26 protein-coding genes are annotated in these 25,793 nt (G+C 68.4%); 24 read left to right on the top strand and 2 right to left on the bottom strand.

The genetic code is table 11. From position 1 onward, the window contains the following. The first annotated feature begins 142 nt into the window (after positions 1-142). The 20 genes from dnaB to ACQ143_RS07430 all read left to right on the top strand — a co-directional run bounded on the left by dnaB (position 143) and on the right by ACQ143_RS07430 (position 20,624). Positions 143-2,707, top strand: coding sequence for a replicative DNA helicase (dnaB, locus tag ACQ143_RS07525; RefSeq protein WP_449570066.1), 2,565 nt, complete (start codon positions 143-145; stop codon positions 2,705-2,707). A gap of 359 nt (positions 2,708-3,066) precedes the next feature. Then, positions 3,067-4,011, top strand: coding sequence for a bile acid:sodium symporter (locus tag ACQ143_RS07520; RefSeq protein ID WP_431779296.1), 945 nt, complete (start codon positions 3,067-3,069; stop codon positions 4,009-4,011). Between the two features lie 7 nt (positions 4,012-4,018). Next, entirely contained in the window at positions 4,019-4,354 is a 336-nt protein-coding gene (cmtR, locus tag ACQ143_RS07515) for a Cd(II)/Pb(II)-sensing metalloregulatory transcriptional regulator CmtR (protein WP_067165134.1), read from the top strand. Further along, the gene (locus tag ACQ143_RS07510) at positions 4,351-4,695 is read left to right on the top strand and encodes a hypothetical protein (protein WP_048809235.1); all 345 of its coding nucleotides are present in this window, start codon (positions 4,351-4,353) and stop codon (positions 4,693-4,695) included. Before cmtR ends, ACQ143_RS07510 begins: the two co-directional genes overlap by 4 nt. Beyond that, a complete protein-coding gene (locus ACQ143_RS07505; RefSeq protein WP_048809234.1) occupies positions 4,692-6,797 on the top strand; it encodes a heavy metal translocating P-type ATPase in 2,106 nt (701 codons plus the stop codon). The genes ACQ143_RS07510 and ACQ143_RS07505 overlap by 4 nt, the downstream gene beginning before the upstream one ends. Before the next feature lie 215 nt (positions 6,798-7,012). Beyond that, the gene (locus tag ACQ143_RS07500; RefSeq protein WP_045246905.1) at positions 7,013-7,465 is read left to right on the top strand and encodes a hypothetical protein; all 453 of its coding nucleotides are present in this window, start codon (positions 7,013-7,015) and stop codon (positions 7,463-7,465) included. Between the two features lie 91 nt (positions 7,466-7,556). Continuing rightward, entirely contained in the window at positions 7,557-8,225 is a 669-nt protein-coding gene (locus ACQ143_RS07495) for a DsbA family protein (protein WP_045246904.1), read from the top strand. After that, positions 8,225-9,244: an NAD(P)-binding domain-containing protein gene (locus ACQ143_RS07490; RefSeq protein ID WP_045246903.1), complete on the top strand. Its 1,020-nt coding sequence runs from the start codon at positions 8,225-8,227 to the stop codon at positions 9,242-9,244. The genes ACQ143_RS07495 and ACQ143_RS07490 overlap by 1 nt, the downstream gene beginning before the upstream one ends. Positions 9,245-9,257: 13 nt before the next feature. Beyond that, on the top strand, positions 9,258-9,974 hold the full coding sequence (locus ACQ143_RS07485; protein WP_048809232.1) for a copper resistance CopC family protein: 717 nt from the start codon (positions 9,258-9,260) through the stop codon (positions 9,972-9,974). Beyond that, positions 9,971-10,246 (top strand): TFIIB-type zinc ribbon-containing protein, encoded by a 276-nt coding sequence (locus ACQ143_RS07480; RefSeq protein ID WP_045246902.1) that lies wholly within the window; start codon positions 9,971-9,973, stop codon positions 10,244-10,246. Before ACQ143_RS07485 ends, ACQ143_RS07480 begins: the two co-directional genes overlap by 4 nt. Positions 10,247-10,323: 77 nt before the next feature. After that, positions 10,324-10,857 carry a signal peptidase II gene (locus tag ACQ143_RS07475; protein WP_045246901.1) on the top strand — a complete coding sequence of 178 codons (534 nt, stop codon included), beginning with the start codon at positions 10,324-10,326 and terminating at the stop codon, positions 10,855-10,857. Next, the gene (locus ACQ143_RS07470) at positions 10,854-11,189 is read left to right on the top strand and encodes a DUF6804 family protein (protein ID WP_045246900.1); all 336 of its coding nucleotides are present in this window, start codon (positions 10,854-10,856) and stop codon (positions 11,187-11,189) included. The genes ACQ143_RS07475 and ACQ143_RS07470 overlap by 4 nt, the downstream gene beginning before the upstream one ends. Next, entirely contained in the window at positions 11,186-11,785 is a 600-nt protein-coding gene (locus ACQ143_RS07465) for a TlpA family protein disulfide reductase (protein ID WP_045246899.1), read from the top strand. The genes ACQ143_RS07470 and ACQ143_RS07465 overlap by 4 nt, the downstream gene beginning before the upstream one ends. After that, on the top strand, positions 11,782-12,549 hold the full coding sequence (locus ACQ143_RS07460) for a cytochrome c biogenesis CcdA family protein (RefSeq protein WP_045246898.1): 768 nt from the start codon (positions 11,782-11,784) through the stop codon (positions 12,547-12,549). Before ACQ143_RS07465 ends, ACQ143_RS07460 begins: the two co-directional genes overlap by 4 nt. Further along, on the top strand, positions 12,530-14,218 hold the full coding sequence (gene resB, locus ACQ143_RS07455; protein WP_045246897.1) for a cytochrome c biogenesis protein ResB: 1,689 nt from the start codon (positions 12,530-12,532) through the stop codon (positions 14,216-14,218). The genes ACQ143_RS07460 and resB overlap by 20 nt, the downstream gene beginning before the upstream one ends. Next, the gene (locus ACQ143_RS07450; RefSeq protein WP_045246896.1) at positions 14,215-15,156 is read left to right on the top strand and encodes a cytochrome c oxidase assembly protein; all 942 of its coding nucleotides are present in this window, start codon (positions 14,215-14,217) and stop codon (positions 15,154-15,156) included. Before resB ends, ACQ143_RS07450 begins: the two co-directional genes overlap by 4 nt. A gap of 3 nt (positions 15,157-15,159) precedes the next feature. After that, positions 15,160-16,779: an apolipoprotein N-acyltransferase gene (lnt, locus tag ACQ143_RS07445; RefSeq protein ID WP_101305216.1), complete on the top strand. Its 1,620-nt coding sequence runs from the start codon at positions 15,160-15,162 to the stop codon at positions 16,777-16,779. Between the two features lie 313 nt (positions 16,780-17,092). Then, positions 17,093-18,109: a c-type cytochrome biogenesis protein CcsB gene (gene ccsB / locus ACQ143_RS07440; protein WP_045246027.1), complete on the top strand. Its 1,017-nt coding sequence runs from the start codon at positions 17,093-17,095 to the stop codon at positions 18,107-18,109. A gap of 129 nt (positions 18,110-18,238) precedes the next feature. Beyond that, complete coding sequence (locus ACQ143_RS07435; RefSeq protein ID WP_045246025.1) at positions 18,239-20,218, top strand: cytochrome c oxidase assembly protein; 1,980 nt, start codon at positions 18,239-18,241, stop codon at positions 20,216-20,218. 10 nt (positions 20,219-20,228) lie between these two features. Beyond that, a complete protein-coding gene (locus ACQ143_RS07430; protein ID WP_045246023.1) occupies positions 20,229-20,624 on the top strand; it encodes a DUF4307 domain-containing protein in 396 nt (131 codons plus the stop codon). A gap of 39 nt (positions 20,625-20,663) precedes the next feature. On the opposite strand, the gene ACQ143_RS07425 is transcribed toward ACQ143_RS07430, so the two are convergent. Then, positions 20,664-22,700 carry a heavy metal translocating P-type ATPase gene (locus tag ACQ143_RS07425; protein WP_449570065.1) on the bottom strand — a complete coding sequence of 679 codons (2,037 nt, stop codon included), beginning with the start codon at positions 22,698-22,700 and terminating at the stop codon, positions 20,664-20,666. 78 nt (positions 22,701-22,778) lie between these two features. On the opposite strand from ACQ143_RS07425, the gene ACQ143_RS07420 reads away from it, so the two are divergent. Further along, complete coding sequence (locus ACQ143_RS07420; RefSeq protein WP_045246029.1) at positions 22,779-23,111, top strand: ArsR/SmtB family transcription factor; 333 nt, start codon at positions 22,779-22,781, stop codon at positions 23,109-23,111. A gap of 274 nt (positions 23,112-23,385) precedes the next feature. Here ACQ143_RS07420 and drmC read toward each other — a convergent pair whose 3' ends face one another. Continuing rightward, entirely contained in the window at positions 23,386-24,096 is a 711-nt protein-coding gene (gene drmC, locus ACQ143_RS07415; protein WP_330170736.1) for a DISARM system phospholipase D-like protein DrmC, read from the bottom strand. Between the two features lie 139 nt (positions 24,097-24,235). Here drmC and ACQ143_RS07410 point away from each other — a divergent pair, with 139 nt between their 5' ends. Genes ACQ143_RS07410 through ACQ143_RS07400 form a run of 3 tightly spaced genes read left to right on the top strand, consistent with a single transcriptional unit; the run spans position 24,236 to position 25,711 of the window. Further along, positions 24,236-24,940: a hypothetical protein gene (locus tag ACQ143_RS07410; protein WP_449570064.1), complete on the top strand. Its 705-nt coding sequence runs from the start codon at positions 24,236-24,238 to the stop codon at positions 24,938-24,940. 17 nt (positions 24,941-24,957) lie between these two features. Beyond that, on the top strand, positions 24,958-25,452 hold the full coding sequence (locus tag ACQ143_RS07405) for a hypothetical protein (protein WP_449570063.1): 495 nt from the start codon (positions 24,958-24,960) through the stop codon (positions 25,450-25,452). Continuing rightward, positions 25,436-25,711: a hypothetical protein gene (locus ACQ143_RS07400; RefSeq protein WP_449570062.1), complete on the top strand. Its 276-nt coding sequence runs from the start codon at positions 25,436-25,438 to the stop codon at positions 25,709-25,711. The genes ACQ143_RS07405 and ACQ143_RS07400 overlap by 17 nt, the downstream gene beginning before the upstream one ends. Positions 25,712-25,793 lie beyond the last annotated feature (82 nt).

Below are 25,793 nucleotides of genomic sequence, written 5' to 3'. Positions count from 1 at the left end.
TCCACAGCAGTCATACACAGGCGGCGCGGCGTTTCACGCATTTTGTCCACATAGTTATCCACAGGCTGGTTTGCGGGTGTCGGGACCCGTGCCTAACGTGTCGGGAGGCCCCCGGGGAGAGGGCCCGCAGAAGGGGGCATGAATGTCGATCGCGGACATCTCGGACGAGCGACTCGGCGCGCCTCGAGACCACGAACGGACACCCCCGCACGATCTCATCGCCGAACAGAGCGCCCTCGGCGGCATGCTCCTGTCGAAGGATGCCGTGGCCGATGTCATCGAGACGCTGCGCGGCACCGACTTCTACGTGCCCAAGCACGAGCTGATCTTCGAGGCGATCCTCAACCTCTACTCGCACGGCGAGCCCACTGACGTGGTGACCGTCACCGACGAGCTGCTCAAGACCGGCGACCTGCAGCGCGCCGGCGGAGCCGACTACCTGCACTCGCTCACCTCGATCGTGCCGACGGCGGCCAACGCCGGCTACTACGCGTCGATCGTGAGCGAGCGCGCGCTGCTGCGCCGCCTCGTCGAGGCCGGCACGCGCATCGTGCAGATGGGCTACAACGGCCAGGGCGAAGCGGTCGACCTCGTCAACAACGCGCAGGCCGAGATCTACTCGGTCACCGGCGCCGAGCAGGCCGAGGACTACGTGCCGCTCGAGGTCGCCGTCGGCGCGGCGATCGAAGAGATCGAGGCCGCGCGTGGGCGCGACGGTCAGATGACCGGCATCCCCACCGGCTTCGCCGGGCTCGACCAGCTCACCAACGGTCTGCACCCCGGGCAGATGATCATCATCGCCGCCCGCCCTGCGATGGGTAAGGCCCTGGCGCTCGACACCCCCCTGCCCACACCCCGTGGGTGGACGACGATGGGTGAGGTGCAGGTCGGCGACGAGCTCTACGACGCTCAGGGCCGACCCACGCGTGTCGTGGCAGCGACCGAGGTGATGACCGGTCGTCCCTGCTACGAAGTCGAGTTCTCGGACGGGTCCAAGATCATCGCCGACGCGCAGCACCAGTGGGTGACCGAGACCCGCTCGACGCGTCGACGCGGTGGCGCTGCGCAGATCGTCACAACGGAACAGATGCGCGCAACGTTGACCGTCGGTGCGGACGAGCGCGCCAACCACTCCGTGCCCAACGCCGCACCCCTGGCGGGGACCGAAGCTGAGCTGCCGATTCCGCCCTACGCCCTGGGCACCTGGCTCGGCGACGGCCACAGCGCCGGCGCCCGCATCACCAGCGAGACCGCGGAGATCCCCGCCCTCATCGCCCGCGACGGCGTGCGGGTCGAGTCGCGCGGGAACATGCTCTACGCGCTGAAGACCGAGGAACGCACGCTGCTGATCCGCAAGTGCGAAGTGTGCGGCACGCAGTTCACTGCGCGGCACCCGCACGTCCGCACGTGCGGCCGCTCGTGCGGACCCAAGAACAAGGGTGCGCACCCGGAGCGCCTCTCGTGCCCGGACTGCGGTGAGCCGTACTCGGGCGAGGCCCAGCGCTGCATGGCCTGCCACCGCGCACACGGGTCTTTCACGGGGCTCTTGCGCACCCTCGGCGTGCTCGGCGACAAGCACATCCCCGCGCAGTATCTGCGCGCCTCGGAGGCACAGCGACGCAGTCTGCTCGCCGGACTGATGGACACCGACGGGACGGTGGTGCGTGGCGTGGGGTCGTGCCAGTTCTCCGTGACCAACAAACGGCTCGCCGACAGCGTCTACGAGCTCATCGTCAGCCTCGGGTACAAGTGCGGCCGCACGACCAAGCGCGTCGCGGGCCGGAGCGAGGAGTCGTCCACCTGCTACATCCTGAACTTCTCGACCACTGACGATGTGTTCCGACTGGAGCGCAAGCGCGCGCTTCACGCGCAGGAGCGACCGACGAGCACCCTGCGCATCGGTCGACGCTACGTGACGGCCGTGCGCCCGGTCGCCAGCGTTCCGGTGCGCTGCGTCGAGGTCGACAACGACGAGCACTTGTACCTTGCCGGTGAGTCGATGATCCCGACGCACAACTCGACGCTGGCTCTCGATTTTGCGCGGGCCGCGGCGATCAAGCACAACATGCCGACGATCTTCTTCTCGCTCGAAATGGGGAAGAGCGAGATCGCGATGCGTCTCATGAGCGCCGAGGGTGCGGTGCCGCTGCAGAGCATGCGCAAGGGCACGCTCGACTCGCGCGACTGGACGACGATCGCCGCCACGCGCGGGCGCATCAACGACGCCCCGCTGTACATCGACGACAGCCCGAACATGACGCTCGTGGAGATCCGCGCCAAGTGCCGCCGGCTCAAGCAGCGGGTGGGTCTGAAGATGGTGGTCATCGACTACCTGCAGCTGATGACCAGTGGCAAGCGCGTCGAGTCACGTCAGCAGGAGGTGTCGGAGTTCTCGCGTGCGCTGAAGCTGCTCGCGAAGGAGCTGGGCGTGCCGGTCATCGCCCTGTCACAGCTGAACCGTGGCCCCGAGCAGCGGCAGGACAAGAAGCCCGCGCTCTCGGACCTGCGCGAATCCGGCTCGATCGAGCAGGATGCCGACATGGTCGTGCTGCTGCACCGCGAGGCCGCCTACGAGAAGGACAGTCCCCGCGCCGGCGAGGCCGACCTCATCGTCGCCAAGCACCGCAACGGCCCCACCGACACCATCACCGTCGCCTTCCAGGGCCACTTCTCACGTTTCACTGACATGGCCCAGGACTTCGGGTAGCGGGATTGTAGGTTTTTTTTGAAGTTGTCCTTTTCGCAGATGAAATGTCCACGGTGTGTCCATATGGACATTTCGGCTCGGCGGTCATCGTGTAGGTTCTCGGCGAAGATGGCGGATTCTTAGATGAAGTGGCGGACAAGTGGCGGATCCGAAAGATTGGTGAGAACGATGCGTGTAAGTGCCGTGTCGGTTCCTATCCGAAATGACAGATTCCGCGGGTAGTTGGCATGCACCTAGCAGTCCTGCCATTGGCTGGGGGTGAAGGGTTACTCGCTCACTCGATTAGGGGCGAACCGGCTACATTCGACAGGCTTGTGCTCGTGTGCACAGCTGTGGAGTGGTGGGAGCGGCATCAGGTAGTGCTCTACCTCGCAGCGATCGCCGTGGGTGCGGTGGTCGGTCTACTCGTGCCGGCGGTGGCGGATCCGCTCGAGTCGGCGATCAATCCCGTGCTCGGGTTGTTGCTGTACGCGACGTTCCTGGGGGTGCCGTTCACGGCGATCGGCCGGGCCTTCACGGATTGGCGGTTCCTGGGCGTCGTGCTCGTCCTGAACTTCGTCGTCGTGCCGGTGGTCGTGTTCGGGTTGAGTCGCGCCGTGGCGGCTGATCAGGCGGTGCTCGTTGGGGTGTTGTTCGTGCTGCTGACGCCGTGTGTGGATTACGTGATTGTGTTCACTGGCCTGGCTGGCGGTGCACGTGCGCGGCTGCTTGCTGCCACGCCCCTGCTGATGCTTCTGCAGATCGTGTTGCTGCCGGTGTACCTGTGGCTGATGGCCGGCGCCGAGGTGGTGGGTGCGTTCGACCCGCATCCGTTCGTGGAGGCATTTCTGTTGTTGATCGTGCTGCCGCTCGTTCTCGCCGCCGCCACGCAGCTGCTGGCGAAACGGTTCCGTGCCGGCCGCGCGATCGAGGGCGTGGTGCTGGCGGCAATGGTGCCGCTGATGATGCTGACTCTCGCCGTGGTGATCGGCTCGCAGGTCTTCGGCGTGAGCAGCGCTCTCGGCCAGCTGCTAATCGCGGTTCCCGTGTTCGTCGTGTTCGTCCTAATCGTGGCACCACTCGGTGCGCTCCTCGGGAGCGCGGCACGCTTGGATGTTCCCAGCCGCCGGGCGGCCACGTTCAGCGGGGTCACCCGCAACTCGCTGGTCGTGCTCCCGCTCGCTCTCGCGCTGCCGGCATCTTTCGCTCTGACGCCGTTGGTTGTAGTGACTCAGACCTTGGTGGAGCTCGTCGCAATGGTGGTCATGGTCGCCGGGGTACCGCGACTCATCCGCCCTCGCATTAGTACAGCGGAGAATGTATAGTCAGCCTGTGCTGACTCTTACTTCTCGCCTCGATGTGATGAACCGGCTGGGTCGGGCGATGGCCGACCCGACCCGTTCCCGGATCCTCCTCACACTGCTGGACGCTCCCGGCTACCCGGCTGAGCTGGCACGAGATCTCGAGCTGACCCGCACGAACGTCTCGAATCATCTGACGTGCCTGCGGGGCTGCGGGTTGATCGTCGCCACACCGGAAGGTCGGCGCACCCGGTATGAGATCGCCGACCCGCATCTGACCCAGGGGTTGCGACAGCTGCTCGAGGCGGTCGTCGCCGTCGACGAGGGCGCCCCGTGCATGGACGATCAGTGCGAGTGCTGCGCATGAGCCTCATCGACCGTGACCTGCTGCCGGTGGCCTGCACGCTGACGCCCGGCGCTGGTGCTGCACAGCTAGCCGCGTGGCAGGAATTCAACGACGACTACCTCCTCGACATCGACAGGACGGCCGCCCAGATCACCGTCCACTACCCAAAGATCGACGACGCGACCGCCCGGCTGACGGAGCTGGTCCGCACCGAGCAGTCCTGCTGCGCGTTCGCGACTTGGGCGATCGACACGACCCACCCCGACCTGCGCCTTTCCGTTACCGGCACCGATGACGCACTGGCCGCGCTCACGTTCCTAGAGCAGACGCCCGCCCCCGCAACGAAGGAGAGCGTGCAGTGAGCGAAGAGTGTTGCGGCCCCAACGAGCCGCGCAAGCCCGGTACGGTCCGGCGCATCGAACTGTCCCGGCCGCTCTCGACCGGTGACGCCTGCTGCGCCGCGGAACCCTCCTCCAAGACCGCGGCGCCAAGCGCGGTGCACGATGCGGGCGATGCCTGCTGCGGCCCCGACCTCGCCACCACCCCCACCGAGGCGGACGAGGAGCCGGAGGTCCGCCCGCCCTGGTGGCGCGACTTCGCGTTGCTTCCCTCCGCGCTGTCCGGGCTGTTCCTCCTCGCCGGATACACGTTCGAGTGGACTGGTCTGCACATCCCGGCGCTGGTGCTGCAGTGGGCGGCGCTGCTCGCCGGCGCCTACACCTTCGTCCCCGGCGCGATCCGCCGCCTCATCCGCGGTCGCCTCGGGGTCGGGCTGCTGATGACCATCGCCGCGATCGGCGCGGTCCTGCTCGGCCACGTTGGCGAGGCCGCGACCCTGGCGTTCCTGTTCTCCCTGGCCGAGGCGCTTGAAGACCGGGCGATGGACCGCGCCAAGGAAGGCTTGCGCGCCCTTCTGTCCCTCATCCCCGACACTGTCCGCGTCTCCCGCCTAACCAGCGACGTCACGATCCCCGCCGCGGACGTGCGTGAGCTGGACATCCTCGTCATCGGTGCCGGCGATCGCATCGCCACAGACGGCGTGGTCGTGGAGGGTAGGTCGAGCCTGGACACGTCGGCGATCACGGGCGAGTCGATCCCGGTCGAGGTCGGCCCCGGCGATCCGGTCGCCGCCGGTTCGGTCAACGGGGCGGCGACGTTGCGGATCGAGGCAACTGCGGACGGCCGCGACAACTCCCTCACCCAGATCGTCGCCCTCGTGGAGCAGGCCCACGCCCGCAAGGGCAACCGGGCACGCCTCGCCGACCGGATCGCGAAGCCGCTCGTTCCCGTCGTCCTGATCGCCGCTGCCGTGGTCGCCCTGTTCGGGCTGCTGGTCGGCGACCCGTGGACCTGGATCGAACGCGCCCTCGTCGTCCTGGTTGCGGCATCCCCGTGCGCGCTGGCCATCGCGGTGCCCGTGACGGTGATCAGCGCGATCGGAGCGGCGTCAAAGTTCGGCGTCGTCATCAAGTCAGGTGAAGCGTTCGAGCAGCTCGGCACGATCCGCGCCGTCGCCCTCGACAAGACCGGCACCCTCACCCGCAACGAGCCCACCGTCGTCGACGTCCAGCCCGCACCCGGTATCACCCGCGACGACCTGCTCGCCTGGGCCGCCGCCGTGGAGGCCACCAGCACCCACCCCCTCGCCGCGGCCATCATCGCGGCCGCACCCGTCGCCAGCCCCGCAACGGAGGTGGTCGAGGAGGCCGGGCATGGCATCACCGGGACCGTCGACGGCCGGGCGATCCGGGTCGGCAATGTCCGCTGGCTCCATCCCGCCGGCCAGCAGTTGAACGCGGAGGCGATTGCCGCGCAGGGCATGACCGTCGTCGTGGTCGAGGCGGACGGGCAGATCGCCGGCCTGATCGGCGTGCGGGACGAGCTGCGCCCGGAGTCGGCCGAGACGGTCCGGATGCTGCAGTCGCAGGGCATTGAGACCATCATGCTCACCGGCGACAACACCCGCACCGCCCACGCCATCGCCGCCGAGGCGGGCGTAACCGACGTTCGCGCCGAGCAGCTGCCCGCCGACAAGGCCGCCGCGATTGAGGCGCTCGTCACGCAGCAACCGACCGCGATGGTCGGCGACGGCATCAACGACGCCCCGGCACTGGCGACGGCGACGGTCGGGATCGCGATGGGTGTGAAAGGCTCCGCGGCGGCGATCGAGTCCGCCGACGTCGCCTTCATCGGCCACGACCTCCGCCTCATCCCCGGCGCCCTCGCCCACGCCCGCCGCGGCCGACGCATCATGACCGCCAACATCGGTCTGGCTCTGGCGATCATCGTCGCGCTGTTCCCGCTCGCCCTGTTCGGCATCCTCGGGCTCGCCGGCGTCGTGCTGGTGCATGAGATCGCCGAGGTCGTCGTCATCCTCAATGGCGTCCGCGCCGCCCGTCGCCCCGCTGCGCTACGGCAACTCGCCACGGTGCCCGCTCGCCAGCCCGAACCCGCCCACGCCTGACCACCGACCCCTCGCCCCGCGGTGGCAGAACACCGCCCGACTTGGAACCGGCCCTTGTGAAGACCCCCATCAAAGCCACCTTCGCCACCGTTGCCGTCGTCATCGTCCTGGTTGACCGGCTAGCCGCGCCGGACCCGGCCGGCGCTGCCGGCGCTCCCGTGCTCGGGTGAACCGGGCTCCGAATGGGTTTAGGTGCGCATGGTAGGCTGTGGGCGATGGTCTCTTCGGCCCGGACTCCGCGCTCCACGACGCTGAATGAGCAATTGTTGATAATGAGGCTCATTACCAGCGTCGGTTTGGCGCTGCTGCTGATGTTGGGTCTGGCAGCGACGGGTCACACAGAGGCGGACGGTTCGACTCCTGTTCCGCTGGTGATTTCTGGGTTCATGGACCCCCACGTCGAGCCCGTGGCAGACGCCCCAGTCGAGCATGAGGCGGTCGCCGGTGGCGTCGTTTCTGGGCCGAACGCGTTGGTGGGCGCTGCGCTGTGCATGTTGGGCGTGTTGTGCGGGCTGACGTTCATGGTGGTGCTGCGGGGGTTGTGGCGTCGGCGGATGCCTCCGGTTCTCGGTGACGGGCCACGGATGCCTTCGCTGCTTCCGGCGCCGGCTGCCCGTGCTCACCCGATTGTCTTTTCGTTGACGCAGTTGGGTCTTTCCCGAACCTGACATTTGGCACGCCACCCTTTCCGGGTGGCGCTTCGTCCCGGGCTGCGTGCCCGGGTTCTGTCCTGTGCCGTGTCTTGGTTTGGAGTACCCGATGAAAACCCCTGTGAAGGCGACGCTCGTCACCATTGCCGTTGTGGTGGTGATGGTGATCGCCGCGTTGATCTATGTCCTTGTCAATCAGAGCCAGTCCGCTCCACCTTCATCTGGGGGCGGTGACGCATCCCCGCAGGTGGTGCGGGAGAGCTCGCATGTCCTCGACGACGGCGGGGAGGGCGCTGTCACCCTGGTGGAGTTCCTCGACTTCGAGTGCGAGGCGTGTGGCGCGTTCTTCCCGATCGTGGAGGATATGCGGGAGCAGTTCGCTGGGGAGATCACGTATGTGGTCCGCTACTTCCCGCTGCCCGGTCACTTCAATTCGAAGAACGCGGCGGTCGCGGCGGAAGCGGCCGCGCAGCAGGACCGGTTCGAGGACATGTATGTCCGGTTGTTCGAGACGCAGGCGGAGTGGGGTGAGGCGCAGGAGTCTCGCGCCGACCTGTTCCGTGGCTTCGCGGAGGAGATCGGTCTGGACATGGCCGCCTATGACGCCGCCGTGGCGGACCCGGCTACGGCGGAGCGGGTGGAGCTGGATTTCGAGGAGGGCCAGGCGCTCGGGGTGAGCAGCACGCCGACGTTCTTCCTCGACGGTGAGCTGCTCGAGCTGCAGGAGTGGGACGACCTCGAGAACGCCATCCAGGCTGCGGTGAACGGTGGCCGGTGATGCGGGCGGGTTTGACGCATCGGCGGGCGATCATCGTCGGCGCCGGGCAGTCTGGGCTCGCGGTTGCCGCGGCTCTGGCCGCGGAAGGGCTGCGGCCGCAGCACGAGTTTGTGGTGATCGACGCCGCCAGCACGGGGCAGCGTTCCTGGTCCTCACGGTGGCATTCGATGGAGCTTCTCAGCGACGCCCGGCATAGCGCGCTGTCTCCGCGGCGGCTGCTGGGTGACCAGCGCCGGCATCCGCGAGTGGACGAGATGGCGGACTACCTCACCTTCGTGGAAGCCGGGCTGGGCGTGGAGACGGTCTGGGGCATCCAGGCGACCGGGGTGGAGCATCGCGGGAACGGCTCGACTCTGCTGCTGTCGACGACGGCAGGGGAGGTGCAGACCCGCAACGTGATCTGCGCGACGGGCGCGGCCGCGCACCCGCGGATTCCGGAGTGGGCGTCTCTGCTGACGATGCCCGGGGTGGTGCTGCACAGCAGCGAGTACCTGTACCCGAAGCAGATCCCCGTCGGCGACGTGCTCATCGTGGGCGGCGGGAACAGCGGTGTGCAGCTGGCCCGCGAACTGTCCGCGTCGCACACCGTGACGCTGTCCGTGCGAACCCGGCGGCAGCATCGCCCCGCGATGAGCTATCCCGCCGCGGCGGGGGAGAGGGTGCCGCTGTTCTCGCGGGAGCGTCGCCCCGAGCCGATCTTCGGCGACAGCTATGAGCAGCTGCGCCGCGTCGGGGTCACGATCGCAGCTGCGGTGCAGGACGCGGCCGGCGCCGGGGTGACCTTCGCCGATGGCACGCAGGCATCCCCCCGCTCGGTGATCCTCGCCACCGGCTACACCCCTGGCGACGACTGGCTCCCGGAACCGGCCCGCGTCGACCGGCCGCGGCGCACCCTGACCGGCCTGCCCGGGCTGTTCGTGGCGGGGATGCCGCAGTACGGCGGCCGCGGCTCCGACACCCTCGCCGGGGTCTGGAAAGACGCGACGACGATCGCCCAGCACATCATCAACCGGCCCTGAAAGGACCACCGCCTTGACCACCGTCACCGACCACGAACACCCGCACCGATCCGGCTCACGGAGACGCATCCTCCTCCTGTCCACTCTGACGACGCTGCTGCTGGCCGCCGGGCTCCTGTTCGCCACCGCGGCGCCCGCAGCCGCGCACGATGAGATCGTCTCCTCCTCCCCGGAAGCCGGATCCACGGTCAGCGTGGTCCCGGAGGAGATTTCGCTGACGTTCAGCGGCGAGATCCTCACCGATTTCAGCGCCGTGATCATTGAGGTGGTCGCCCCGGACGGGCAGAACATCGCATCGGGGGATCCGGTCATCGACGGGACCACGGTCACCCAGGCGGTGACGCCTGGTCAGGCGGGCGTGTACACGGTGCGGTGGCGGGTCGTGTCCAGCGACGGGCACCCGATCAGCAACGAGTACCAGTACACCGTCGAAGCGGTCACCGTCCCCACCAGCGCCCCTACCCCCGAAGCGACCGAGGAGCAGACACCCGACCCGTCTCCCACATCTGCCGCCAATACGTCCGGAGAGGTTCACAACGGGCCATCCGGAGGTGGGGAACTCCTCCCCGTCCTTGCGGTCCTGAGTGGCGTAATCGTGCTGGGCGGCGCGCTGGTGGTCGTGCTCATGGTGGCCAGAGAGCGTCGTCGCCGCGACCGAGCAGCCGCGGCCGCGGCCGCCGCGGATGGTGGAACCGCCGACGACCAGCAACAGAAGGAGAACCCCTCATGAAATGTCCGGTCGACGGGACCGCCCTGCTGATCACGGAACGCTCCGGGGTCGAGATCGACTACTGCCCGCAGTGCCGGGGCGTCTGGCTGGACCGTGGCGAGCTCGACAAGATCATCGACCGCGCCGCCGACCTTGCCGGCGGCGGCCGGCAAACCAGCACCGCCCCCTATCCGCGCGAGGGCGACCACCGTTCTGACCGCGACAGGGATCATCACGGTCGCTCCGGGCGTCGGCGGAAGGAAGGGTTCCTCGGTGACCTCTTCGACTTCTGACACCAAAAACCTCTTCCTGATAGCCGGTCTGATGACCGGGTTATCAGCGGCCCTCGCGAACGCAGGAGGAGCCGCTGATGGTTCGTGAGCAGACCCGGCGGTTCGCGGTCGCGTGCCTGGCCGCCGCTGTGGTGGTCCTGGTCGACCAGGCGACGAAGGCGGCCGCACTGGGAGGGTTGAGTCAGGAGGAGCGGATCCCGCTGCTGGGGGATCTGCTTGGGCTGCAGCTCGCGTTCAACCCCGGCGCGATCCTCTCCCTCGGAGCCGGGGTCACCGGGCTGCTCACTCTCCTCGGGGTCGGTGCCGTGGTGCTGCTGGTCGTCGCCGCCGCGCGGGCGCGGACCGGATGGTGGGCGATGGGGATCGGCCTGATCCTCGGGGGCGCGATCGGGAACCTGATCGACCGGCTGTTCTCCCCCCCTGGGTTCGGGGTCGGGCACGTCACCGACTTCCTCGCCTACGGGAACCTGTTCATCGGCAACCTCGCCGACGTCGCCCTCGGTGCCGGCGTCATCGTCCTCGGCCTGAGCCTGTGGACCCGACACCGCCGCTCCCGCGTCAGCGCGGACAGCGCGGCGCCTGCGACGGGCTCCGTGGTGAGCGGGTCATGATGGCGAAGCAGCGGACCTCGTCCGTATACCAGCGCAACGCGTTCGCGCCGGGGCTGCTCGCGGCGGCGGTGTTGTTCCTCGCGCCGGTACTGATGGGCGGGGACTGGTTCACCGTTGTGCTGTTCGTCGCCGCGATCTTCGCGGTCATCGTGGGGTGGTTCGCGATCCAGGCGCGGCAGTGGTGGTGGTTGCCTGTGTTCGTCGTGATCGCCGTGATTTGGAACCCGGTGTTCCCGTTCCCGTTCACCGGCCCGGTGTGGACTGCGGCGCAGCCGGTCGCCGCGGTCGTGTTCCTGGTCGCCGGCGCCCTGATCAAGGTCAAGCGCGCATGATCCGCCGCCGCGTCCTTGCCGCCATGACGCTGGTCGCGGCGCTGCTGCTGGCCGGGTGCACGTCCAGCGACTCGCTCGCGCAGCAGTACCGGGACGGAAGCGAGAAGGGCTACATCGCCGGTGACTTCCAGATCGTCGAGATCCCGGATGCCGACCGCGGGGAGCCGGTGGTGTTCGAGGGCGTCACCGAGACCGGGGAGACGGTGTCCAGTGACGACTACCGCGGCGGGGTGCTGGTGGTGAACTTCTGGTACGCCGCGTGCGGGCCGTGCATCGTCGAAGCCCCGATGCTCGAGGAGGTCTGGCAGGAGTATCAGGACCAGGGCGTCGCGTTCCTCGGGGTGAACACCTACGACCAGCCAGCCACCGCACTGTCGTTCGCCCGTGACAACAACGTCACCTACCCGAGCGTGATCGACGTGAACGACGGACGGGTCAAGCTCGCGTTCGCGCAGGTCACTCCGATCCAGGCCACCCCCACCACCTTGGTCATCGACCAGGAGGGGCGGGTCGCGGCGCGGATCATCGGGCAGTTGGCCAGCGCGTCGATCCTGTCCACCCTGGTCGCCGACACCCTCGCCGAGGACACCTCATGAATCCGGGAGCGGTGATCGTCGACGGCGCCCTGTGGGTCGCGATCCCGGTCGCGATCCTCGCCGGGCTGGTGTCGTTCGTGTCCCCGTGCGTGCTGCCGCTGGTGCCTGGCTACCTCGGCTACCTCGGCAGCACCACCACGACGACCGCGGCCCCCACGCTGGACGGGGGGCGCACGGTGACGGCGGAGCGCGCGCGGCTGCTGCTGGGCGTGACATTGTTCATCGCCGGGTTCACCGTGGTGTTCGTCGCCGTCACGATCCTCGGCGGCACCTTCGGGTACCTGCTGCTGCAATACGCCAATGTGCTCACTCGCGTCTTCGGGGTCGTCATCATCGCCCTCGGCCTGGTGTTCCTCGGCTTCTTCGGCATTGCCCAGCGCACCCTCCGCCCTCGCGCCCAGGGTAGGACCGGGCTGATCGGGGCGCCGCTTCTCGGGTTCGCGCTCGGCGTCGGCTGGACCCCCTGTATCGGCCCGACGCTCGCAGCGATCATCTCTATGTCGTGGAACCTCGGTGACCCCGCCCGCGCGGGCCTGCTCGGGCTCGCGTACTCGCTGGGCCTGGGCATCCCGTTCCTGATCCTCGCGGCCGGATGGGGGTGGGCGTCCCGATCGGTGACGTTCCTGCGCCGCCACATCCGCGCCCTGAACATCATCGGCGGGGCCATGCTCATCGCCCTCGGCCTGCTGATGGTGACCGGGCTGTGGACGGCACTGATGTCGCAGCTGCAACAGGTGGTGATCAATGTCCCCCTCCCGCTCTGACACCGGCATCGACGTCACCGCCGACCCGCTACGCCCCGGCGACCACGCCGACAGCGAATCCGCGACGGAGATCACCCAGCCGGCGCTGGGCATCACCGGGTGGTTGCGGTGGGCATGGCGGCAGCTGACCAGCATGCGCACCGCATTGGTCCTGCTGCTGTTCCTCGCGATCGCCGCCGTCCCCGGGTCCCTGTTCCCGCAGCGCAGCGCCGACCCCAACGGTGTCATCCAGTGGGAGCGGGACAACCCTGACGTGTTCCCCCTCGCCGATGCGGTCGGCCTGTTCGACGTGTACCTGTCGCCGTGGTTCTCCGCGATCTATCTGCTGCTGTTCACCTCCCTGATCGGCTGCGTGATCCCGCGCGCCAAGCACCACTACAAGGCGCTCCGCTCCCGCCCCCCTCGCACCCCGGCCCGGCTGTCGCGGCTCTCGGAGTACCGGGAACTGACCTTGCCGAGAGAGGAAGGGAGGACCGACCCGGCCGCGCACGCGATCGACGTCGCGGCAGAGCAGCTGCGCAAGGCCGGATACCGGGTGGAGCGATACGACGCCCGCGGAGCCGCGTCGGTGTCGGCCGAGCGCGGCTACCTGCGCGAGACCGGCAACCTGATCTTCCACGTCGCCCTCGTCGGCGTGCTGGTCTCGGTCGCGATCGGCGGGTCGTTCGCGTATACCGGGCAGCGGGTGGTGGTGGAGGGCACCACGTTCGTGAACGCGCTCAGCGACTACTCCTCGTTCAACCCCGGCCGTTTCGTCGACGGCACGGGCCTTGCCCCCTACTCGCTCACCCTCGACGACTTCCAGGTCTCCTACCGGCTGCCCGGCACCCCCGGCGCAGGCCAGGCCGGAGACTTCTCCGCCGACATCACCATCCGCCAACCCGGGCAGGACGATCGGGCGCAGAGCGTGATCGTGAACTACCCGATCACCGTCGACGGCGATCGCATCTACCTGCTCGGCAACGGCTACGCCCCCACCCTCACGATCCGCGACGCCGCCGGCGAGGTGGTGTACAGCGAGTCGCAGCCGTTCCTGCCGCAGGACTCCAACATGACCTCGCTGGGCATCATCAAGATCCCGGACGGGCTGCCCGAACAGGTCGGGCTGGTCGGGTTCTTCTACCCCACCCAGGGGGTGTTGCCCTCCGGCGCGTTCACCTCCGTCTACCCGGACGTGGTCAATCCGGTGCTGACTCTCAACGTGTTCAGCGGGGATCTCGGCATCGACGACGGCACTCCGAGGTCGGTGTACACGCTCGAGGTCGACGGGCTCACCCAGCACACCGGCGGCGACACCGCCGCCGACTCCCTTGAGCTCACCCCCGGCGCCACCGTCGACCTGCCGAACGGGTGGGGCACGATCACCTGGGAGGAGGTCACGGCGGAGGAGCCGGTGAAGCGGTTCGCGTCGCTGCAGATCCAACGCGACCCCAGCAGCGGCTGGGTGCTCGCGTTCTCCGTGCTCGCCACCCTCGGCCTGTTCGCCGGCCTGTTCGTGCCCCGCCGCCGGCTCTGGGTGAAAGCCCGCACCACCCCGGATGGTGTGCACGTCGAGTACGCGGGACTGGCCCGCGGCGAAGACCCCGCTTTGGCGCGCGCCGTCGACGAGTTCGCGACCCGCCACGCGCACGCCCTCGGCGTAGACCAGCCTGCGAAGGACACACCGTGACGACCGTGTGGATCCCGGACGCCCCGCCGACCCTCGGCGGGTTCCTCACCCCGGCCCCGCTTCCGGCTCCGGTGCTACCGCTCCTCGCGGGACTCCTCGCGGTCGCCTACCTGGCCGGTGCGATCCGGATGTGGGTCCGCGGCCGCGGCTGGCCGGTGTGGCGGACGGTCAGCTTCCTGCTCGGCTGCGTCGCCCTCGCCGCGGTCACCGGCCTGGCGGTGGAGAACTTCGGGTACGCCCTGTTCTCGGTGTTCATGTTCCAGCAGCTCACCCTGATGATGGCGATCCCGCCGCTGCTGGTCCTCGGCTCTCCCGGCACCCTGCTGCTGCGCGCCACCCCGCACCACGGCCCAGGTCTCCTGGTGCTCCGCGCCGCGCACGCCGGGCTACGCAGTCGCACCGCACGGTGGCTGCTCAGCCCGTGGCTGGCGGTGCCGCTATACCTGGCCGCGTTTTACGGTCTGTACCTGGCGAACTTCGCCGATCCGATCCTGTCCACCGTCACCGGCCATACCCTCCTCGAGGTCGGGTTCCTGGTCGCCGGGATGCTGTTCACCATCCCGATCCTGTCGTCGGACCCGCTGCCGGTGCGGATGAGCCACGGCGGCCGCGCCCTGGACGTGTTCGCCGAGGCCGCCCTGCACGCCTTCTTCGGCGTCTTCCTGATGATGGCCACCACTACCCTCATCGACGGGTTCGCCGGCCCGACGAGCGCGCTGGGCATCGACCCGATCGAAGACCAGCGCCTCGCCGGCGGGCTGGCCTGGTCCTACGGCGAGGCCCCCACCTTGCTGATGCTCATCTACGTCATGCACCGCTGGTTCCGCGACGACACCGCCCAAGCGGTCGCCGCCGACCGTCGCGCCGACGCACACGGCGACCCTGAGCTCGACGCGTACAACGACTACCTCACCCGACTCCACCAGAAAGACACCTGACCGATGCGCACGCCTTTGCCGACACCCGCCCCGGCCGCCGCGCCGGAGCAGGAGACGCCGCGCCGCACCGTGGCGGCATGGTCGCTGCCGGTGTGGGCGGCGGTGCTGGCATCCGCGGCCGCCGGCCTGCTGCTGGATCTCGCCTCCGCACCGGTGGGGTGGTGGCCGTTGACGTTCGTGAGTGTCACGGTCGCCCTGGTGGCCCTGATCGGCCGCAGCATCGGCGGGGCGCTGCTGGTCGGCACTGTGTTCGGCGCCGTGTTCTACACGACCCATCTGGTGTGGGTGGGGGAGTTCCTCGGCCCGGTGCCGTGGCTTGCCCTCGCCGGGCTGGAAGCGGTCCTGTTCGGCGCGGGCGCGGTGCCGATCGCGCTCGCCTACCGGTGGACCGCCCGCTATCCGGCCCGCGGCCTCGTGCAGCTGCTCGCGGTACCGCCGCTGATCGGGGTTCTGTGGACGGCCCGTGAGGTGGTGATGGGTGCGTGGCCGTACTCCGGGTTCCCGTGGGCGCGCCTCGGGATGACCCAGGTGGGCGGCCCGCTCGCGGAGGCCGTGTCGTGGACGAGCGTGACCGGCCTGTCCCTGCTGATCGTCATTCTGTGCGCCTCTGTGGTGCAGTGGATCCGCGCCGGCGGCATCCGCTTCATGCTCGGGTTGCACCCTGCTGTGAGCGTCGCCGCTCTCCTGGTGATAGCGCCGCAGTTCCCCACCGCGCCGGCCGGGGAGTTCCGCGTGGGATGGGTGCAGGGCAACGGCCCCACCGGGTACTTCGACGACAAGGTGCCCGGCGACGTCCTGGCCGCGCAGACCGCCGCCACGGTGCCGCTGTACGGGCAGCCGATGGATCTGCTGGCCTGGCCGGAGGGCGGCGTCGACGCCGACCCGCTCAGTGATCCCGCCGCCGCCGAGGCGTTGGACCGGGTCGTGCGCTCGGCCGGGGCGCCGTTGCTGATGAACGCCGCCACCACCCGCGGCGACGATGTCTTCAACACGTCCCTGCTGTGGACCGCGGATCCCACGGGCCGGCAGTGGCACGACAAGGTCAACCCGGTCCCGTTCGGCGAGTACGTGCCGGACCGGTGGTTCTACGAGCTGATCGTCCCCGACCTGGTGGGCTTGATCCAACGCGAATACACCCCCGGCAGCAACCCGCCGCTCGTGCAGGTCGGCGACGTCGGGGTGGGGTTGGCGATCTGCTTCGACGTGATCTACGACGCCGTGATCTGGGACGGTGCCCGCGCCGGCGCAGAGGTGTTCGTGTTCCAGACCAACAACGCCGACTTCCGCGGCACCGACGAGAACCTGCAGCAGCTCGCGTTCGCCCGGATGCGCGCCATCGAAACCGGCCGCGCGGTCGTCAACGTCTCCACGGTGGGCACCAGCCAGGTCATCACCCCGGACGGCACCACCGTCGACAGCATCGGCGTCGACACCGTTGACGCGTCGATCACCACCGTCCCGCTGCGCACCGGACTCACCCCGGCGGTGATCCTCGGTCCCTGGCTCACCGCTCTCATCGTCCTCGCTGCCGCCGGCGCTCTCACCGCGGCGGGGTTCTCCCACCGTGCCCGCACGCGTGCGGCCGCCGCAGATCGTTCGACTGATCCGGGGAGGCACCCATGAACACGCCACGGATGAGGCCTGCCGGAGGTCGACTGGCCTGGTCGCTGCGAACGCTGGCGACGGGCAGCGATCTCACCCTTCCTGGTGACCTGACGGCGGAGGAGTGTGGGTGCGCGCCCACGCCCGCGGAGAGCCGCGCATTCCGGGCCGGGGTGAGCCGGCGCACTCTGCTGACGGCGGGAACATTGAGCGCGGCCGTGGACTCGCTGGCCTGGCTGGAAGCGAACGCGGGCTGACCGATGTGCACGGATCTACCGCGCCACCCCGCTCGCGGGCACCCCCTGACCGCAACGACGAAGAGGACGACCCTGCCATGACCGGAACCGACGCGCTCTCCCTCGACGGCATCTCACTGCTGCTGGTGTGGACGGCGATCGCCACCTACCTGCTCGCGTTCATCGCGTACACCATCGACCTGGCCGGGCGCTCCGTCCCCGCCAGCGTCCCGCAGCGGGAGCCGGTCCTGGCCGGCGCTACCGCACGGGCGGGCCAGCAGACGGACAACGCCCAGAGTGGGTCGGTGGACAGTGTTCGCACGCCGCCCGCGCAGCGTCAACGGCTGCTGTGGGCGCGGATCGGGACGTCGCTGACGGTCCTCGCGTTCCTGTTCCACCTGGCCGGCACCATCCTGCGCGGCATCGCCGCGGAGCGGGTGCCGTGGGCGAACATGTACGAGTTCGCGCTGACCGGCACGGTCTTGATCGTGGCCGTCTACCTGCTGGTGCTGCGCCGCTACGACCTCCGCTTCCTCGGTGCGTTCCTGATCGGCATGGTGGTGCTGCTGCTGGGTGGCGCGACGGTCTCGTTCTACGTCGAGGTCGTTCCGCTGATGGATCCGCTCAAGAGCGTGTGGCTGGTCATCCACGTCTTCGTCGCGTCCCTGGCCACCGCCCTGTTCGCGATCGCCTGCGGCATCTCCATCACCCAGCTCCTGCAGGCCCGCCGGGAGCGCCGCACCCGAGCATCCTCGGACACTGCCCGCGCCGACGGTCTTGGGTTTCTGCGCACTCTGCCCGCCGCCGACGTGCTCGAGTCCCTCGCGTACCGGTTCGCGATCGTGGGGTTCGTGTTCTGGACGTTCACCCTGATCGCCGGCGCGATCTGGGCCAACGACTCCTGGGGTCGCTACTGGGGCTTCGATGTCAAGGAGGTGTGGACGTTCGTGATCTGGGTGCTCTACGCCGGCTACATCCACGCCCGCGCGACCCGCGGCTGGCGCGGCACCCGCTCCGCCTGGCTGTCCATCATCGGGTTCGTCGCGGTGCTGTTCAACTTCACGATCGTGAACATGTTCTTCCAGGGCCTCCACTCCTACTCCGGGCTCACATGACCCCGCACCCCTGCCCCGCCCTCTTGCCCGAGCCGAAAGCACGCACATGACCCCGATACTCTCGATTCCCGCCACCACGGGTGCGGATGCCACTGAACGCGGACAGCGGTCACTCCGACCGCGACAGGAATGACTCCTCGCGTCTTGCGGGTCGCAGGGCCTGCGATCCTCGGCGGGGTCGCACTCATCGCCTTGGTCGGGGCGTTGTGGTTCGGTGGGGGTGCTGCGCAGATCCCACTCGGCGACGCCGGCCCTGTTGTGCGCTGGGGGCTTCCGGTCACGAAACTGGTCGTGAATCTCGCCGCCGCGGGCATGGTCGGTGTGCTCGTGACCGCCTTGTTCACGCTGCGGGCCGGTGAGCGCGAGTTCGACGTCGCCCTCGATACCGCGTCGATCTCTGCAGCCCTGTTCACCGTGGCCGCGGGCGCGACCGGGTTCCTCACGCTTCTCAGCGTGTTCAACCCGGCCATCGACGCAGGCCCCCAGTTCGGTGCCCAGCTCGGCCGGTTCCTCGTCGAGCTCGAGGTCGGCAGGACATGGCTGATCACGACGGTCGCCGGCGCCGCCCTCACCGTCCTGACATTCGCCGTGCGGTCCTGGGTCGGGACGCTTCTGGTCGCCCTGGTGGCGGTGGCCTCGCTCGTGCCGATGGGCACGCAGGGGCACTCCGGCGATGACGCCTTCCACCACGAGGCGATGATGGCGCTCATCCTGCACATCATCGGCGCCGCGGTGTGGCTCGGCGGGCTCCTGCTGCTCATCGCCGTCCGTCCAGCCCTCGACCGTCGCCGCATCCCCGATCTCGTCGCCCGCTACTCGAGCATCGCTCTGGCCGCGTTCGTGCTCGTCGCCGTGTCCGGCACGGTGCGCGCCGCCATCGGCCTGCAGGAGTGGTCCGATCTGCTCTCGCCCTATGGCGCGATCTTGGGCATCAAGGTCGTCGCGCTCGTCGGCCTCGGCCTCTTCGGGGCGTGGTACCGCACCCGCCTGATCGGCAGGATGCGCAGCTCCGACGCGGCATCCCGCCCTTTCTGGATGCTCATCGCGTTCGAGCTGGCACTGATGGGTGTGGCCAGCGGCGCCGCCGCAGCGCTGGCCCGCACTCCGCCACCGAACCCGGCCCCGCTTCCCGAGATCCCCTCGCCGGCAGAACGCCTCACCGGTGCCCCGCTGCCCCCGGAGCTCACGATCGAACGGTGGGTCACCGCGTGGAACGTGGACATGTTGTGGGCGGTGCTCGCCGGGTTCGCGATCTTCTTCTATCTCGCCGGGGTGTGGCGGCTGCGCCGGCGCGGCGACGCGTGGCCTGTGTATCGCACGATCATGTGGGTCGCCGGCATGGTGCTGCTGGTCTGGGTCACCGGCGGCGTCGTCAACGTCTACCAGGACTACCTGTTCAGCATGCACATGGTGGGGCACATGCTGCTCACGATGGCGATCCCGGTGCTGCTGGTCGCCGGCGCCCCGGTGACCCTCGCCGCCCGGGCGATCCGCAAACGCGACGACGGCACCCGCGGCGGGCGGGAGTGGATCCTGTGGGCGGTGCATTCGCCCGTCGCCCGCATCCTGACGAACCCGTTCGTCGCGGCCGCCCTGTTCATCGGCTCACTGTGGGTGTTCTATTACACCGACCTGTTCCGCTGGTCGCTGTACGACCACCTCGGCCACCAGTGGATGATCGCGCACTTCCTCATCACCGGCTACCTGTTCGCGCTCTCCCTGATCGGCATCGACCCGGTGCCGTGGCGGCTTCCCTACGCCGGCAGGCTGCTGCTGCTCATCGGTGTGATGGCGATGCACGCGTTCTTCGGCATCGCCATCATGATGCAGTCGGGGCTGATGGTCGCCGACTGGTTCGGGTCGATGGGTCGCACCTGGGGTGTCACACCGCTCGAGGATCAGTACACCGGCGGCGGTATCGCGTGGTCGATCGGTGAGATCCCCACCCTGATCCTCGCGATCACGGTCGCGATTCAGTGGAGTCGCAGCGACGACCGCGAGACCAAGCGGCGAGACCGGCACGCCGACCGCACCGGCGAAGCCGAGCTCGAGGCCTACAACGCACGCCTCACCGAGCTCGCCGACCGCGATGCTCGCAGCCGCAGATAGGGCGCACTACGTGACGACGAAAGAGGAGCTCGCCGACCGCTACGGTCGGGGACCGCGGCCCATCCGCCGCCGCGTGTTCTGGGTCACCGTCGCGACGGCGGCAATCCTGTCTGTCGCCGGGCTTTCGTGGCTGACTGTCTCGAACTCGCTCGACGACGTCGGATTCGACGAGACCGGATACGAGCTGGTCGATGCGCGCACCGTGACCGTATCCTTCCAAGCCACGCCACCCGCTGGGACGTCGTTCGCATGCGCGGTGCAGGCATTGGATGAGGACTTCGGCATCGTCGGTTGGCGGGTCATCGAGTACCCCGCGTCCGAGGAGATCACACGAGCACTCGTGGAGACCATCCCGACCGTCGCGCAGGCAACGACCGGCACCGTGCAATCCTGCTGGGCCACATAGCCGCGCAAGGGAGGCCGTCGCCTGCGCCGGCTGAGTCTCTCAAGCGGTGGGCCTGTCTTCGTGGTCGATGCCGTGGTGCTCTTTGCCGCGCTCGAAGTTGAGCAGGCGGAGTGCGTTGCCGACGACGATCAGGGTGGAGCCTTCGTGGATGAGTACGACCGCGCCGATGTTCAGGCCGAGGAAGGTGGCGAGGATGAGGAACGCGACGATCGCGAGGCTGGCGATGAGGTTCTGCCGGATGATGCGGCTGGTGGCGCGGCTGAGCCGCACGGCGAACGGGACGCGGCCGAGGTCGTCGCTCATCAGCGCGATGTCGCAGGTTTCCAACGCGACGGTGGAGCCGGCGGCGCCCATCGCGATGCCGACGTCGGCGCGGGCCATCGCGGGGGCGTCGTTGACGCCGTCGCCGACCATCGCGATCGGTCGGTGGGTTTCGGCGAGGCGGGTGATCTGAGCGACTTTGTCCTCGGGGAGCAGTTCGCCGATCGCGGTGTCGACGCCGACTTCCCGGCCGACCGCGTCGGCGACGCGCTGGTTGTCGCCGGAGATCATCACGAGCTGCCCCACGTTCGCGCCCCGGAGCGCGCTGAGCACCTGGGCGGACTCCGCGCGGGACGCATCCATCACGCCGACGATGCCGAGGAACCGGTCGCCACGGCGGATGATCATCAGCGTCTGCCCGGAGTCCCGCGCCTGCGTGTACGCGTCGGCGAGCGTGCCGGTCAGCGCGAGTTGCTGCTCGTCGAACATGCGCAGGTTGCCGACGTCGACCCGCTCGCCGTCGATCGTCGCCGTGACGCCACGCCCGACGACCGCGTTCAGGTCTGTCGCGGTGAGGCGCTCGGCCTGGGGGACGAGGGGCTCGAGGTCGCGGACGATCGCCTCGGCCAGCGGGTGATCGCTGAGCGCTTCGACAGCGACCAGAGTGCGGATCAGCTCGGACTCGGGCACGTCGGCGGCGGGGGTGACGGACGTCACCCGGGGGGCACCCCAGGTCAGGGTGCCGGTCTTGTCGAACGCCATCGCCTTGACCCGCCCGAGCGTCTCGAGCGGGGCGCCGCCCTTGACGAGCACCCCGGCACGCGCAGCACGGGCGACCCCTGCCAGCACCGCGGCCGGGGTTGCGATCGCGAGCGCGCAGGGGCTGGCGGCGACGAGCACGGTCATGGCGAGGTAGAACGCGTCGGGGAACGGTTGCGCGAACGCGAGCCAGGAGATCAGGAGGGTGACGGCGACCCCGAGGATCACGGCGGGCACGTACCAACGCTGGAACCGGTCGATGAACTGCTGTGTGGGGGAGGCGGCCTGGTCGGCGGAGCGGACGAGCTCGACGACCTTGCTGAGCGTCGAGTCCGCGGAGGTCGCGGTGACCTCGACCTCGAGCACGCCGGACCCGTTCACGGTGCCGGCGAACACACGGTTGGCGGCGGGCAGGGTGTCGACGGTGCGCATCGCCCGCTCCGGGTCGGCCACCGGCTCCTTCTCCACCGGAATCGACTCCCCGGTGACCGCGGACTGATCCACCGCGGACACCCCGGAGATCACGAACCCGTCTGAGGGAATGCGGGAGTTCGGGCGGATGACGACGATGTCCCCGACGACGATCTCCTCCACCGGCACCTCCACCGGCTCGTCCCCGCCGCGGCGCACCAGGGCGCTGCGGGGAGCGAGCTCGGCCAGGGACTCGATGGACTTGCTGGCACGGCTGAGGGCGTATTCCTCGAGCGCGTGGCCGAGGCTGAACAGGAACAGCAGCACCGCCCCTTCCGCCCACCGGCCGATGAGGGCGGCGCCGATCGCGGCCACCAGCATGAGGAAGTCGACCTCGAACTTCCCTCGCATCGTCGAGGCGATCGCGGTGCGGAACGTGAAGAACCCACCGAAGAAGTAGGTGGCGAGGAAGAACACCAACGGCCACCCGACCATCGGCAGCCCCAACGCGAACTCGGCGATCATCCCGCCGGCGTAGGTCACGCCCGCGGCGATCGCGAACCACAGCTCCCACCGGGCCGAACCGTGGGAATGGTCGTGCGTCTCCGCAGCGGGCGCGGTAGTCGTCGGGGAAGAAGCAGTCATGCGACCAGGATACATCACAAGATCATGATATATTGTAGTTGTGAATGATTATCGTGGTCGGAGGGCACAATGGTGAGCATGGCCGGTACTGAGACGCGTCGGGAAGCAGGCACCCTGTCCGTAGCGGATGCTGAGCGTCTCGCCGAGATCATGCAGGCACTGGCGTCACCTGTGCGGCTGCGCATTCTGAGCGCGCTGAGTGTTCAGCCGAGCACCGTGACCGACCTCAGCGAACAGCTGCACATCGGACAGACGACCACATCGAACCATTTGCGGCTGCTGCGGCATCTGAGCCTGGTCCTTGGCACGCGCGACGGCCGGCACATCCACTACTCGCTCTTCGACGACCACGTCTCCGAACTGCTCGAGGAGGCCATCGGGCACCTCGAGCATCTGCCCGGCGGAGGATGACGCCTGCCGGAGCTCCCCGATTGACGAGAGTATTCCCGTTCACGTCGGGGGGCGCTGCTGCGGCCGGGGAGAGCGCGTCGCTGCCGGTTCGGACACGCTGCATGGTGTGTAGCCGATCGCCGCGACGGCCATGAGCTCTTGTAAGAATCCGCCACTACTCGCGGAATCCTGAACCCGAAACCCCAGCCAACTACCGTGGAATCGCGGCATTCCTCGCCATCTCGAGCGGGAACCTACACATCGGCGATCTCGTGCCTCTGGTGGCGTTGACGGATCAGGCGTTGATGAGCTCGTAGAGCGACCCATGCTTGCTCGTCATGGCGGACTCGACCGACGTGGCGAGGGCAGTATCGCGGACGAGGATGCCGAACTCGACGTTGCGGTTCTCGGCGGAGTAGCTGAAGTTCGCACTGGTGATCAGGAGCAGCTCGTGGTCGACCACGATGAACTTCGCGTGGCTGACGACCTGCTTGCCGTTCGGCAGGAGCGCAGAGCGGTACACCGTGGCTCGTGGGAGCTGCGCCTTGACCGTCGAGGCGCCGGCGACTGCGGCGTCGACGTAGACGGTGACGACGACGCCGGGCTGCTCGGACGCTGCCTTCAGCGCCGTCCACATCTGTGACGTGTCCTGGAAGTTATAGGTCGCCGCCGTAACCGACTGCCGTGCTGCTCCGACGATGCGGTGGAACTCGCTTGTCAGGTGGCCGGTGTTGGCTTCGTTGCCGGGCATTGTCCATACCGGGGTCAGCTCGCGCAGAACGGTCTTTGCGCCGGCGATCGCGCGCAGGACACTGGTGGAACGTTCGCGGTCGCCGGGTCCAAACCCGGAGGCGGCGAGCAGGTCCTTCACCTGTTCGCGCCGGCTGATCGCGATCTCGCGGACGGCGACGCTGACGGGCGTGCCGGTCTCGAACTGCAGGGCGAGCCGCTCCGCCTCGGTTGCGGTGAGGAAGGTGCCGAGTTCGGCAAGCGGGTCAGAGGCCATAGTTGCCGAAGAACCCTGGCACGGTCGGTCCGTTCGCGGTCGGGAGGTCGAGCAGGAACCGTCGGTCGAGGAAGCGGTTGGCCTTCTCGAGCAGGCATTCGACGCCGCCCTGGTCGGTGGCGTCAACGCGAACTCGAAGGTGTCGGCAGCGACCGCGCCGACGGTCGATCGGTTCCAGAAGCGGTGGATCGCCGCAGTGCTGGATGACGACAAGGCCGAGCAGGACGAGCTGCGCTTGTTCAAGGCCGACGTGGGGAACTTCGTGAAGTTCTACGACTTCATCTCCCAGGCCCGCAACCTCGAAGACACCGACCTGCCCCGCCGGCACTACTTCTTCCGCCGCATACTCCCTCAGCTCTCGACCGCGACGATCATCGAACCCGTCGACATCTCAGACGTGACCCTCGTCGGCTACAAGATCAGCGCGGGCGAGTCGGTGAAGCTGAACCTCGAGCAGGGGCCGGGTCTGGATCCGATCACCGCGATCGGATCCGGTGCGATACACGAGAAGCACCGGTCCGCTCTCGAGGAGATCATCCACAAGCTCAACGAACGCCTCGGCGACAAGTACGGCGTCGGCGTCATCGACCTGCAGATGAACCACATCGTCGGCAAGCTGGCGTTGGACGTGGAGCTCGCGAACCAGGCGGCGGTGAACAGCCCGCAGCAGTTCGCCGAATCTCCGGCGCTACCGAAGGCGTTCACGAAGGCTCTGCTCGGGGTGCGGGACGAGACGCCTGCGTTCATCGACGACCTGTTCAACGACAGCGGCCTGTACGCCGAACTGGGGAAGGCGCTCCCGGCGATGCTCTACGAACATTTCGTGCGCAAGGAGTCCCGTTGAGTTGGACACCCGCCGAGATGGTCGAGGCAGATCCGCCGCCGAGACTTCACGGCCCATGCTCAGTCGTCTTTGCCGTGCTGCTCTATGTCGTCGCACTCGGGTTCGCATTCGCAATCGAGCGCCTGCGAATCGAATGGACCTGGGCCGACGACGAGATCTCGTGGCAGATCGTCATGATTCTCTGGGTCTCGATAGCGCTCGCTGTTGTGGGCTTCATGCCGCTTGACCGCCGCGAGAGTTTCAGGTTGGGGAGCATCAGCGTGGCGCTGCTCGCCGTGCCGTATCTACTTGACGCCACCGGCGCGGCGTGGCGCATGGCGTACCTCGGCGAGTGGTTGATTCTGCTCCTGAACGTCGTCGCGGTGCTGGTTGGCGCGGTGCTCGCGCTGTTTGCCGTGTATTTCTTCCTCGCGCTCTTCGGGATCGTCGGTGTTCCGCGTAGGAGTCTGACTCCACACGCGGTCATGGGCGACGCCACTCGAACGGACTGGAGAGATGAAGCGGGCCGCTGAGATTGGGGCGCAGGTCTTTACGGCTCGGGACGCACTTCTTCGCGACACCCTGGAAGACCTGCGGGTCGCATTCCTTCTCTTCGACAGCGCGATGGAAACGCTGATGGTGCGCAGGATCGGCGAACTATCGAGATACCTCCTGACCTCCGAGCGACCGTGGTGGGTTGATGAACAGGATCAGGTCGCTGCAGATCTCGCGGATCCATCCCAGATCGCGGCCGAAAAGGTGACGGCGCTCAGCGAATTTCCCCAGAGTTGATCGGCGGGTTCCAGGGATCGTCGCTACACCTGAGGTAAGTGGGTAGGTATGAGATCTGGTTCAACGCGTCGTCCGGGACGAC

This window comes from Microbacterium pollutisoli (assembly GCF_053586795.1).
Note: the sequence above shows the minus strand (reverse complement) of the source record. Positions and strands in the feature narration are given on the sequence as shown.

Coding starts and splice junctions, on each gene's coding strand:
- ACQ143_RS07435 (WP_045246025.1), top strand. CDS start 18,239: ATGACTCCTCGCGTCTTGCGGGTCGCAGGGCCTGCGATCCTCGGCGGG.
- ACQ143_RS07405 (WP_449570063.1), top strand. CDS start 24,958: ATGGTCGAGGCAGATCCGCCGCCGAGACTTCACGGCCCATGCTCAGTC.
- ACQ143_RS07495 (WP_045246904.1), top strand. CDS start 7,557: ATGAAAACCCCTGTGAAGGCGACGCTCGTCACCATTGCCGTTGTGGTG.
- resB (WP_045246897.1), top strand. CDS start 12,530: ATGTCCCCCTCCCGCTCTGACACCGGCATCGACGTCACCGCCGACCCG.
- ACQ143_RS07500 (WP_045246905.1), top strand. CDS start 7,013: ATGGTCTCTTCGGCCCGGACTCCGCGCTCCACGACGCTGAATGAGCAA.
- ACQ143_RS07475 (WP_045246901.1), top strand. CDS start 10,324: ATGGTTCGTGAGCAGACCCGGCGGTTCGCGGTCGCGTGCCTGGCCGCC.
- ACQ143_RS07510 (WP_048809235.1), top strand. CDS start 4,351: ATGAGCCTCATCGACCGTGACCTGCTGCCGGTGGCCTGCACGCTGACG.
- dnaB (WP_449570066.1), top strand. CDS start 143: ATGTCGATCGCGGACATCTCGGACGAGCGACTCGGCGCGCCTCGAGAC.
- ACQ143_RS07460 (WP_045246898.1), top strand. CDS start 11,782: ATGAATCCGGGAGCGGTGATCGTCGACGGCGCCCTGTGGGTCGCGATC.
- lnt (WP_101305216.1), top strand. CDS start 15,160: ATGCGCACGCCTTTGCCGACACCCGCCCCGGCCGCCGCGCCGGAGCAG.
- ACQ143_RS07425 (WP_449570065.1), bottom strand. CDS start 22,700: ATGACTGCTTCTTCCCCGACGACTACCGCGCCCGCTGCGGAGACGCAC.
- drmC (WP_330170736.1), bottom strand. CDS start 24,096: ATGGCCTCTGACCCGCTTGCCGAACTCGGCACCTTCCTCACCGCAACC.
- ccsB (WP_045246027.1), top strand. CDS start 17,093: ATGACCGGAACCGACGCGCTCTCCCTCGACGGCATCTCACTGCTGCTG.
- ACQ143_RS07470 (WP_045246900.1), top strand. CDS start 10,854: ATGATGGCGAAGCAGCGGACCTCGTCCGTATACCAGCGCAACGCGTTC.
- ACQ143_RS07420 (WP_045246029.1), top strand. CDS start 22,779: ATGGCCGGTACTGAGACGCGTCGGGAAGCAGGCACCCTGTCCGTAGCG.
- ACQ143_RS07465 (WP_045246899.1), top strand. CDS start 11,186: ATGATCCGCCGCCGCGTCCTTGCCGCCATGACGCTGGTCGCGGCGCTG.
- ACQ143_RS07480 (WP_045246902.1), top strand. CDS start 9,971: ATGAAATGTCCGGTCGACGGGACCGCCCTGCTGATCACGGAACGCTCC.
- ACQ143_RS07490 (WP_045246903.1), top strand. CDS start 8,225: ATGCGGGCGGGTTTGACGCATCGGCGGGCGATCATCGTCGGCGCCGGG.
- ACQ143_RS07400 (WP_449570062.1), top strand. CDS start 25,436: ATGAAGCGGGCCGCTGAGATTGGGGCGCAGGTCTTTACGGCTCGGGAC.